Raw genomic sequence first — 10,906 nt, 5'->3', positions numbered from 1 at the left:
GTTAACAATTCTGCCTTCTTCCATATTCACCAAGAACATTTTTCCTGGCTGTAATCTTCCGTGAAATTCTACATTGTCTGGGGCAATATCAACAACACCAGTTTCAGAAGACATAACTACGTAGTCATCTTTTGTAACCGTGTATCTTGATGGTCTTAGCCCGTTTCTATCTAATACCGCACCTATAAAGTTTCCATCAGTAAAAGGAATAGAAGCTGGTCCGTCCCAAGGTTCCATCATACAAGAATGATATTCATAAAATGATCTTTTAGCTTCAGACATTTCGGTATTTTTCTCCCATGCCTCAGGCACTAAGATCATCATTACCTCTGGTAACGATCTACCGGTCATCAATAGTAATTCAACGACCATATCCATGGTGGCAGAATCAGACTTTCCAGGTAATATAATAGGAAGAACGTTCTTTATTTCATCTCCGAACATATCGCTCTTCAATAATTCTTCTCTAGAGAACATACGGGTAACATTTCCTCTTAAGGTGTTTATTTCACCATTATGGCACATATATCTAAATGGTTGTGCCAAATCCCAGGTAGGGAAAGTATTTGTAGAGAAACGTTGGTGTACCAATGCCAATCTAGTTACTACTCTAGAATCCATTAGATCTGAATAGTATAGGCTAATATCTAAAGGCATTAGTAGTCCTTTAAATATAATTATCTTGGTAGATAAGCTAGGTACATAAAAGAACTTGCTTTCAGATAATTTAGATTTTATGATAGTATGTTCGGTTACTTTTCTTGCAATAAAAAGTTTTAAGTTAAAATCAAAGTAATCTTGATCTTCACTTTCTTTAGCCACAAATATTTGTTTAACAAAAGGTTCGGTTTCAGCGGCAATTCTACCGGGTATTGATCTGTTTACCGGTACATCTCTCCATCCTAATAATTGTAAACCTTGTTTTTTGATATTTTCTTCAAAAACCGAAATACAGAAATCTCTTTGGTTTTCTTTTCTAGGGAAAAATATATTACCAACTGCATAATCACCTGCCTTAGGTAGGTCAAAATTACAAACAGCCTGAAAAAAATCATGCGGTATATCTATTAATATACCTGCTCCATCTCCTGTTTTACCATCGGCACTTACTGCCCCTCTATGCTCTAAACGTTCAAGTATCTCTAACGCTTTATGAATAATGTCGTTAGATTTCTTTCCTTTAAGACTGCATATAAAACCAGCCCCACAGTTATCATGTTCAAATTCCGGTAAATATAATCCTTGCTTCTTCAGTTTCATCCTTTGTGGTATTTCTTCAAAAATATCAATTTAATTGAATTATATTCAATGATTGAAACAAATTCAAGTAAAAAATTCAACGAAATAAATAAAAGCTTAAAAAATCTATAATTATGGATTTTTAAAACCTTCAATTTATCAGATTGATAAATTTAAGTTAATATTATTGAAAAGTATGGATGAAGTAGGGGGTAAAATGTAGTTTTTGCAACTTTCTAACAATAAAGGCTAACTTTATTGAGAGGTTAACAAAGTAAGATGTTGTTATAATAAAATTCACCCCTATGAAAAGTAGGGGTGAATCATAAATTGTCTAATAATTACTTTAAAATACTTCTTGAAATAACGATTTTTTGTATTTCAGAAGTGCCTTCGTATATCTGTGTTATTTTGGCATCTCTCATTAATCGCTCCACATGATAGTCTTTAACGAATCCGTTTCCACCATGAATTTGTACCGCTTCAACCGTAGTTTCCATTGCTACTTTTGAAGCGTATAGTTTAGCCATTGCTCCAGAAAGGTCATAATCTCTATCATTGTCTTTGTCTAATGCAGATTGATAAACCAGTAATCTTGCCGCTTGTATTTCGGTATGCATGTCGGCTAATTTAAATGCAATAGCTTGGTGATTGCTTATTTCAGTGCCAAAAGCTTTGCGTTCCTTTGAATATTTTAAAGCTAATTCATATGCGCCGGCAGCAATACCTAGTGCCTGAGCTGCAATACCAATACGGCCACCTGCTAAAGTTTTCATGGCAAATTTAAAACCAAAGCCATCTTCGCCAATTCTATTTTCTTTAGGGACTTTTACATCATTAAATATTAATGAATGAGTATCACTACCTCTAATACCTAATTTGTTTTCTTTAGGTCCTATTTCAAATCCAGGAGTGCCTTTTTCAATGATCAAGGCATTTATGCCTCTATGCTTTTTATCCTTGTCTGTTTGAGCAATTACAATATATGTACTTGCGGTACCACCATTGGTAATCCAATTTTTGGTTCCATTTACTATATAATGATCGCCCATATCTATGGCGGTTGTTTTTTGAGAAGTGGCATCGCTACCCGCTTCTGGTTCAGAAAGGCAGAAAGCACCTATTTGCTCTCCTGTAGAAAGCTTGGTAAGGTATTTCTCCTTTTGTTCTTCAGAACCGAATTTTTCTAATCCCCAGCATACCAAAGAATTGTTTACCGACATTACCACTGAAGTTGATGCATCAATTTTAGAAATCTCTTCCATAGCAATTACATATGAAAGGGTGTCAAGTCCGCTTCCGCCATACTTGGGGTCTACCATCATTCCTAAAAAACCAAGTTCTCCTAATTTTTTTATTTCTTCTGTAGGGAATCTTTGGGCGTCGTCACGTTCAATTACTTCTGCTAATAATTCTGTTTGAGCAAAATCACGTGCAGCTTCTTGTATAAGCTTTTGTTCTTCATTTAATGAAAAATTCATCTAAATATATATAAAGGTTAACTTCTCAAAGATAGAGATATACTAGTTAAATATCATGCTAAAAACACTGCTTTTGAGTCATTTTGTAACAACTGTTGTTTCGAATTAAACTCTCAGTTCAAATTTAACATTTTCTTATGCGTTAAATTTTAGTCACATAAAACCTTTTAAATTTATAATAGTATTGATTTAAGTATTTGGATGTCAGATATCTTTGGGATTATTGTCATTTCATTAGGATTTCACGCACAATTTTAAATATATTTGGAAGATTTATTTTTTAGAATTAGAACCTATATTTACAACTAATAACTAGTTACTCAAAAAACCAAAGAATATGGAAACCATCATTGTTATTGTTTTTTTGGCGGGATATCTTGCCATTACCTTAGAACACAATCTTAAAATAGATAAATTAATACCGGCCTTAGCTATGATGGCTATACTTTGGGCACTTATAGCTCTTGGTATAGATGGTTACGAAAACTGGTTTGATTCTGCTCAGCAGAGTCTTGTAGAAGGTTTTGGTAAATGGGGACATTTAGATAGGATGCATATGATGGAGGAATCTCTATTGCATCATTTAGGTAAAACGGCAGAGATTCTTTTCTTTCTTTTGGGGGCAATGACTATTGTAGAAATTATTGATTATTTCGATGGTTTTGCAACTATAAAAGGATTTATTAAAACAAAGCAAAAAGGGAAATTACTTTGGTTGTTTTCAATATTAGCATTCGTTTTATCTGCTATCATAGATAACCTAACGGCAACAATTGTTTTGATTACTATTCTTCAGAAAGTTATTAAGGACAGAGAAACAAAATTATGGTTTGCTGGTATGATCGTAATAACGGCAAATGCAGGTGGTGCTTGGTCTCCTATTGGAGATGTAACTACTACTATGTTGTGGATCGCTAACAGGGTAAGTGCTGGTCAGCTAGTGCTTCATGTACTATTGCCTTCATTGGTTTGTATGATTGTGCCTGTAGTCATCGCAAGTAGATTTAAAGTTTTTAAAGGTTTAATTGATGGTGAATTAGAAGGTGAAAATGCGAAGTCAAAATATAGTGGGGTAATGTTGTATTTAGGTCTTGGTGCTATTTTGTTCGTACCTATATTTAAGACAGTAACGCATTTACCTCCTTATGTAGGTATGATGTTATCATTGGCTGTGGTTGCTACTTTTGCCGAAATTTATAGTAATAAGAAATTTAGTATTTCTTCTGTAGACCAAGAGGGTCAAGATAGCGAAGGGCACCATAGCCCTGTTCATCATTCTTTATCTAAAATTGAATTGCCAAGTATCTTGTTTTTCTTAGGGATTTTGTTGGCAGTAGCTGCTATGGAGTCTTTGGGTATACTTTTTAATGCTGCAGGAGCTCTTAATGAGGCTATACCTAATACCGATATTGTTGTAATGCTATTTGGTTTAGGTTCAGCTGTTATTGATAACGTACCATTAGTGGCGGCAAGTATGGGAATGTTTAGTGAGCCTTTAGATAATCCGCTTTGGCACTTTATAGCTTACTCTGCAGGTACAGGTGGTAGTATGTTGATTATTGGTTCTGCGGCAGGTGTTGTTGCAATGGGTATGGAGAAAATTGATTTTTTCTGGTATCTTAAAAAAATTGCATGGTTGGCATTCGTAGGTTTTATTAGTGGGGCAATCGTTTTTATCCTATTGAGAGATTTTGTGCTTCACGGATAATTTAATTCGTAAATCATCGTTATAAAGGCAAATTCAATACTTAAAGAATATTATGTTATTATTCCAGGATTTGGCTCAAGATGCGAGCGAAGAATTATTGTCTGAAGAGAAGACTCTTTCGGTAATAGATTTAATATTTAATGGTGGCACAGGTAGTGTAATCATTATCTCTGTTTTATTTATCATGTTAGGTGTAGCCTTATATATCTATTTTGAGCGTTTGCTTGCGGTAAATGCGGCATCTAAAATAGATAAGAATTTTATGAATCAGATTCGTGATTACGTCACTACAGGTAAGTTAGATGCAGCAAAGATACTTTGTGCCCAAACAGACTCGCCGGTAGCAAGGTTAACGGAGAAAGGTGTTTCTCGTATAGGTAAGCCTTTAGATGATATAAATACTGCAATAGAAAATGCAGGTACGCTTGAAGTATACAAGCTTGAAAAGAATGTAAGTATTTTGGCGACGGTAGCTGGTGCTGCTCCAATGATTGGCTTCTTAGGGACTGTTATTGGTATGATACTTGCATTTCATGAGATGGCCAGTAGTGGTGGTCAAGCAGAAATGGGTTCATTAGCGTCTGGTATTTATACCGCTATGACTACAACGGTTGCGGGTCTTATTGTAGGTATTATTGCTTACGTAGGTTATAATCATTTAGTGAACAGAACTGATAAAGTAGTTCATAAAATGGAAGCCAACGCTGTAGAATTCTTAGATCTATTAAACGAACCTCTTTAATTTTATACTATGAAATTAAAAGGAAGAAATAAAGTCAGTCCAGACTTTAGCATGTCTTCAATGACAGATATTGTATTCTTGTTGTTGGTGTTTTTCATGCTTACTGCAAATTCTCCTAACGCCTTGGATCTGTTACTTCCAAAAGCAAAAGGGAAATCTACTAATACGCAAAACGTATCTGTAAGTATAGATAAGAACTTACAATACTTTGTTAATGATGAACGTATTAACGGCGAGTATGTAGAGATCGAATTGAAGAAAGCATTAGCAGGTCAAGATGGTCCTACAATTATACTTAGGGCAGAAGAAAGTGTAGCGATTAAAGAAGCAGTGAATGTTATGGATATCGCGAACAGAAATAATTATAAGGTTATTTTGGCGGTACGCCCAAACTAAATGGCATTTTTAGATACAAAACATAAAAAGAAATCATTGACACTTACCACATTGTTGTTAAGTGCGCTTTTATTGGTTTTATTTTATATTGGGCTAAACTATATGGATCCGCCAGAGGAAAATGGAATCTCGGTTAATTTTGGAACTATGGATTTCGGTAGCGGTAAAGTGCAACCAAAAGAAAAGATACAATCAGAACCTTTAGATACTCCCCCTGTTGAGCCAACAGAACAAGAAGTTGCAGAAGCAATTGAAGAGCCTGTAGAAGAAGTGGAGGAGGCTGTAGCCGAGAAAGAGGCACCAGCTGAAAAAGTTTTAACTCAAGACAATGACGAGTCTGTAAAGATTAATCAAGCTAAAGAGGCAAAACGAAAAGCAGATGAAGCTGCCGCTGCTGCAAAGAGAAAGGCAGAGGTCGCAGAAAATAAGAAAAAGGCAGAAGCTGCAAGAATAGCCAAACAAAAGAAAGATGCCGCAGACAAGGCGCGTCAAGAGCAAGAGGCTAAAAAGAAAGCTTTAGATGCTATGATGGGTGGTCTTAACAAATCTGACGGAACAGCATCCGGTAGTGAAGGCGATGATAATAGAGCAGGAGATAAAGGTCAGCCAGACGGGGATCCATATGCCACAAGTTATTATGGTAGTCCTGGCAGTGGAAACGGAACAGGTGGTTACGGACTTAACGGCAGGTCTTTAGTGAATAAAGGTAAGGTGCAACAAGAATGTAACGAGTCTGGTAGAGTAGTAGTTAAAATTATTGTAGACCGAAATGGTAAAGTAATTATTGCTGAGCCAGGTGTTAAGGGTACAACGAACAATAATCCATGTTTACTGGAACCTGCAAAGAAAACTGCATTTATGCACAAGTGGAATTTAGATGGTGACGCACCAAGCAAACAAGTCGGTTTCGTAGTTGTAAATTTCAAGCTAGGAGAGTGACCTATAAAGAAACATTAGATTGGATGTTTGCACAGCTTCCAATGTATCAGAATAAAGGCAAAAGTGCCTTTAATTCAAAACTTGATGGTATTACATCGTTCGCCGAACATTTAGGCGCCCCTCAAACTAAATTTAAGAGCATACACGTAGCTGGTACCAATGGAAAAGGTTCTAGTAGTCATTTATTGGCTTCAGTTCTTCAAGAGGCGGGTTACAAAGTGGGTTTGTATACTTCACCACATTTAAAGGATTTCAGAGAGCGTATACGTATTAATGGAAAAAAAATAGAAAAGAATCAGGTAGTTGATTTTATTGCTGATAATAAACCATTTTTTACTGCTAATAAACTTTCTTTTTTTGAGATGACCGTTGGTATGGCATTTTCATATTTTGCGGCTCAAGAGGTAGATATAGCCATTATTGAAGTAGGTTTAGGTGGTCGTTTAGATTCGACCAATATTATTACTCCAGAGGTTAGTCTGATAACCAATATTAGTTTAGATCATACCGATATGCTGGGTGATACACTTGCTAAGATTGCAGAAGAGAAGGCGGGAATTATAAAACCTAACGTGCCAGTGATAATTAGCGAGTTTAATGAGGAAACAGCCCCTGTGTTTAAAACTATGGCACAACAAAACAACTCTGAAATAAAATTTGCTGAAGATTCTAAGTATACAGATTATGAGATAGGTTTGTTAGGGTCTTATCAAAAGAAAAATATAAAAGGTGTGCTGGCTACTTTAAGTACATTATCTGGTTTTAAAGTAACGGAAAGTAATATAGTAAAAGGTCTAAAGCATGTAGTTGAGAATACGCAATTAATGGGGCGTTGGCAGCAAATAGGTTTAGATCCTACAATAATTTGTGATACAGCACACAATAAAGAAGGGATATCACTAGTGATAAATCAAGTGAAAAAGCAAAAATTTAAAGATTTACATATTGTAGTAGGATTTGTAAAAGGTAAGGATGTCAGTGAAATCTCGGCTCTTTTTCCAAAAGATGCAACATATTATTATTGTAAACCAAAAAATTTTAGAGGACTCGATGAAAAAGATTTAGAAAGAGTTTTTTCTGAAATAGGTTTAGTGGGTAGTGTTTATGATTCTGTAAATAAGGCATTTATGGCGGCGAAAAAACGTGCTAAAAAAAATGATTTTATTTTTGTTGGTGGCAGTAATTTTGTCGTAGCAGAAGTTCTTTAAATTTTTATTGATTTTTCTTTTGTGGAATGTAAAAGTATTATATATTTGCACCCCCATTGGGGCTCTTAGCTCAGTTGGTTCAGAGCACCTGCCTTACAAGCAGGGGGTCACTGGTTCGAATCCAGTAGGGCCCACAGGTAAAAAGGCTTTCATGAAAATGAAAGCCTTTTTTTATTTATATCATTTTTGTTTAGTAAGTTTTCTTCCTTTCCCTGTTCAATAATATTGTTATTATTTATTAGAAATTCAGATATCAACTTAGAGCTATTTTTAAGTTAAATGAAACTGAATGAATTTTAATATTGGTTTTTCGTTTAGGCTTAAAGCTCTTCATCCTTTCTTCTTCAATTATAATATCATTTACTGGTGTTTTAAATAATGAATTTTAAATTTTCATTTTATCTAATATGAGGTGTTCAGTAATAATTTTACTATCAGATTGTGACATATGGTAAATTTTTAAGAGAATTTGATTATTATAAATTCTGATCAAACTTTAAATGTAAGGTTTAACCTTTTATGATGCTAAAACCTCTCTAATCGTTAAGTATAGCAGTATTTTGGGAGTAAATATGTTTTTCTGAAAATGAGCTCAATATTTTATCAATTATATAATATTACCATAAAATATTTTACTTAATCTTAAAAAAACACCTCTTAAATCATTAATGTAATTTTTTTTAACAATATAATAACATATATTTGGTAAACCAGTTTGACGAACCAATTTGGTAAACCAGTTAAAATATTGAAATTAAAGAACCATTATAAACTAAAAAAAATGACGTGAAACTTTAGAGAAAATGAATAAAAAAAAGGACGGGTGCTCGCCCATCCTTTTTCATAAAAAATTACTTCATTTCGAAGGGAAGTAATACACAAACATGTAAATATTACTATAAACACATTTCCTTGTAAAAATAAGGATTTTCATTGATTTAAGATGAAAGTGTGTTTATAGTGATATTGAAGATTATGATGCGAGATATGTAATCGCATTTTAAGTAGATCAATAAGATGGCACAAGCCAATTCAATAGAACTAACTTAATATAACACAGATGAATTTTAAATTAAAAATTTTTATGGTTGTAATGTTGCTTGTCAACATTCAATTATTTGCACAAGACACCTATGACCTATCAGGTACCGTAGTAGATGCAAGCAATGTGCCAATACCTGGTGCAAATATCGTTGTAGCAAATACAACAAGAGGAACACAGAGTGATTTTGATGGAAATTTTAGCATTAAAGTTACTAGTGGTGACATTTTACGATTTTCCTATATAGGGTATACTACAGAATCAGTAGCAATAGTTTCACAGAAAACAGTAAGTGTTACTTTGAAGGAGGACGCAAGTCAATTAGACGAAGTTGTTGTGGTTGGGTATGGTACTCAAAAGAAATCTACATTAACTGGTTCTATATCTAAGGTTACCAACGAGACTTTAGATCAAATTGCTGTATCTAGGGTAGATGACGCTTTAATAGGTCAAGTTTCTGGTGTTAATATTCAAGCTACAAATGCAGAAGCAGGTGGTGCGCCAACTATTACTATTAGAGGTGTTGGTTCTGTAACTGCAGATTCTGGTCCTGCTTTAGTAATTGATGGAATTGTAGTAAGTTCAGATTTCCTTGCAAACATAGATATGAATGATGTTGAGTCTTTTGAAATTTTAAAAGATGCAGCTTCAGCATCTATTTATGGTAGTGAGGGTGCAAACGGTGTAATCCTGATTACTACTAAAAAGGGTAAAGCTGGTAAAACCAAATTTAGCTATCAGACTTATACAGGGTCTAAACAGGCTCATGGGAGTGATGATTATAGAAAGAGTGTTGCAGATTGGGCTATAGAAGAGCAAGCAGCAACAGGTACCCTTTCGGGAGAAACTTTATATGCTCAGGCATTAGTACAAGCTACTGGTGTAGATCGAGATTGGCAAGATATTTTCTTTAACGGCGGTAATGTAACTAGTCATTCGTTATCTGCAAGAGGTGGTTCTGAAGATTCTACTTTTAGTGCTTCGTTGAGATCTCTTAGCGATGAAGGTGTTATCATTACAGATGATTATAAATTGTATACGGCAAGTTTAAAGTTTGATACTAAAATTGGTAAAAAATTAAAATTTGGACTTTCCGCATCTCCATCTTATACGGAGCAAAGGAGATTACCTACATCAATACACAATCCATTACGTCAATCGCCATGGTTGCCTATTTATCATACAGAAGAATCTTTAGAGTTTATTGATCGTGCTGTTTATCCAGATGTTGGAGTAGGTGATTACTTTTTGGAAAACCACTTAGAGAACAGAGATTATGATAATGACGGTAGTACAGAGAGACCAAGGACATCAGGTGATTCCAATCCTTTTCAACAATATGTAGAGCGTCAGCACACTGAAATTAATACAAAGTTATTTGGTTCTACCTATTTGAGTTATAAACTAGCAGACGGTCTTATTGCTAAGACTTCTTTAGGGGTAACTCTAGAGCAAAGAACTAGAGACCGTTATGATGGTGTAAATCATCATGCTTCAGGTGCCAGTAGGTCAAACTATGTATTAAACAATAGATTTCGTAAAAGACTTATTTCTGATAATACATTAAACTATAATAATACGTTCGGTGATCATGATCTTAATGTGTTGGGTGGACTTACTGTTCAACAACGTACAAGTGAAACAAGTGAAATTGAGGGTAATGGTTTTAGTGATGATCGTCTTAGAAATATTCAAGGTGCTAATCCTGATAATACGACAGTGTTTCAATCTAATACTATCTTAAAGAAAATAGGTATGTTCGCAAGGGTTAATTATTCTTACAAAGATAAGTACCTGTTAAATGCGTCGTTTAGACGTGATGGTAGTTCTGTTTTCGGTATTGATAACAAATGGGGTAACTTCCCTTCTGTTTCGGTAGGTTGGAATGTTGCAAAGGAAAATTTCTTGTTGGATAGTGAAGCAATTAGCAATCTAAAATTCAGGGCTAGTTACGGTCTTACCGGTGCAGAAAGATTTAATGTTGGTGATGAAGTAGTGAATAATTGGCCTTATTTGGCTTTGTTACAAAATTCTAATGCAGTGGTCGATGGTTCTTTAACCTCTGGTATTTCTCCTTTAAATATTGCAAATGCACTTTTGCAATGGGAAGCATCAAAAGAAATAACTGTAGGTTTAGATTATGGTTTTTTA

Annotated in this window: 7 protein-coding genes, 1 tRNA gene and 1 pseudogene; 7 read left to right on the top strand and 2 right to left on the bottom strand. The window is 34.6% G+C overall.

Annotated elements, in window-relative coordinates:
• A pseudogene (locus tag ABJI11_RS11140) lies at positions 1-1,260 on the bottom strand (glutamate synthase subunit alpha); the annotation flags it as partial.
• Positions 1,261-1,580: 320 nt separating this feature from the next.
• Positions 1,581-2,720, bottom strand: a complete 1,140-nt coding sequence (locus ABJI11_RS11135) for an acyl-CoA dehydrogenase (protein WP_348352130.1) — start codon at positions 2,718-2,720, stop codon at positions 1,581-1,583.
• A gap of 337 nt (positions 2,721-3,057) precedes the next feature.
• Between ABJI11_RS11135 and nhaD the strand changes: the two genes are divergently transcribed.
• The 7 genes from nhaD to ABJI11_RS11100 all read left to right on the top strand — a co-directional run.
• Entirely contained in the window at positions 3,058-4,428 is a 1,371-nt protein-coding gene (gene nhaD / locus ABJI11_RS11130) for a sodium:proton antiporter NhaD (RefSeq protein WP_348352128.1), read from the top strand.
• A 52-nt stretch (positions 4,429-4,480) separates the two neighbouring features.
• Complete coding sequence (locus ABJI11_RS11125; RefSeq protein ID WP_276473434.1) at positions 4,481-5,170, top strand: MotA/TolQ/ExbB proton channel family protein; 690 nt, start codon at positions 4,481-4,483, stop codon at positions 5,168-5,170.
• A gap of 9 nt (positions 5,171-5,179) precedes the next feature.
• The gene (locus tag ABJI11_RS11120) at positions 5,180-5,566 is read left to right on the top strand and encodes a biopolymer transporter ExbD (RefSeq protein ID WP_348352126.1); all 387 of its coding nucleotides are present in this window, start codon (positions 5,180-5,182) and stop codon (positions 5,564-5,566) included.
• Positions 5,567-6,505 (top strand): energy transducer TonB, encoded by a 939-nt coding sequence (locus ABJI11_RS11115; protein WP_348352124.1) that lies wholly within the window; start codon positions 5,567-5,569, stop codon positions 6,503-6,505. It begins immediately after the preceding gene.
• Positions 6,502-7,713, top strand: coding sequence for a folylpolyglutamate synthase/dihydrofolate synthase family protein (locus ABJI11_RS11110; protein ID WP_348352122.1), 1,212 nt, complete (start codon positions 6,502-6,504; stop codon positions 7,711-7,713). The genes ABJI11_RS11115 and ABJI11_RS11110 overlap by 4 nt, the downstream gene beginning before the upstream one ends.
• 59 nt (positions 7,714-7,772) lie before the next feature.
• Positions 7,773-7,847 (top strand) — tRNA-Val (locus tag ABJI11_RS11105).
• Positions 7,848-8,773: 926 nt separating this feature from the next.
• Positions 8,774-10,906: SusC/RagA family TonB-linked outer membrane protein (locus ABJI11_RS11100; protein ID WP_348352120.1), on the top strand; the 2,133-nt coding region annotated here is incomplete at its 3' end.

Origin of the sequence: Maribacter sp. (assembly GCF_039968975.1) — a bacterium.
Lineage (GTDB): Bacteria > Bacteroidota > Bacteroidia > Flavobacteriales > Flavobacteriaceae > Maribacter.
This window is presented reverse-complemented; position numbering and strand designations above follow the sequence as displayed.

Coding starts and splice junctions, on each gene's coding strand:
- ABJI11_RS11135 (WP_348352130.1), bottom strand. CDS start 2,720: ATGAATTTTTCATTAAATGAAGAACAAAAGCTTATACAAGAAGCTGCA.
- nhaD (WP_348352128.1), top strand. CDS start 3,058: ATGGAAACCATCATTGTTATTGTTTTTTTGGCGGGATATCTTGCCATT.
- ABJI11_RS11120 (WP_348352126.1), top strand. CDS start 5,180: ATGAAATTAAAAGGAAGAAATAAAGTCAGTCCAGACTTTAGCATGTCT.
- ABJI11_RS11125 (WP_276473434.1), top strand. CDS start 4,481: ATGTTATTATTCCAGGATTTGGCTCAAGATGCGAGCGAAGAATTATTG.
- ABJI11_RS11115 (WP_348352124.1), top strand. CDS start 5,567: ATGGCATTTTTAGATACAAAACATAAAAAGAAATCATTGACACTTACC.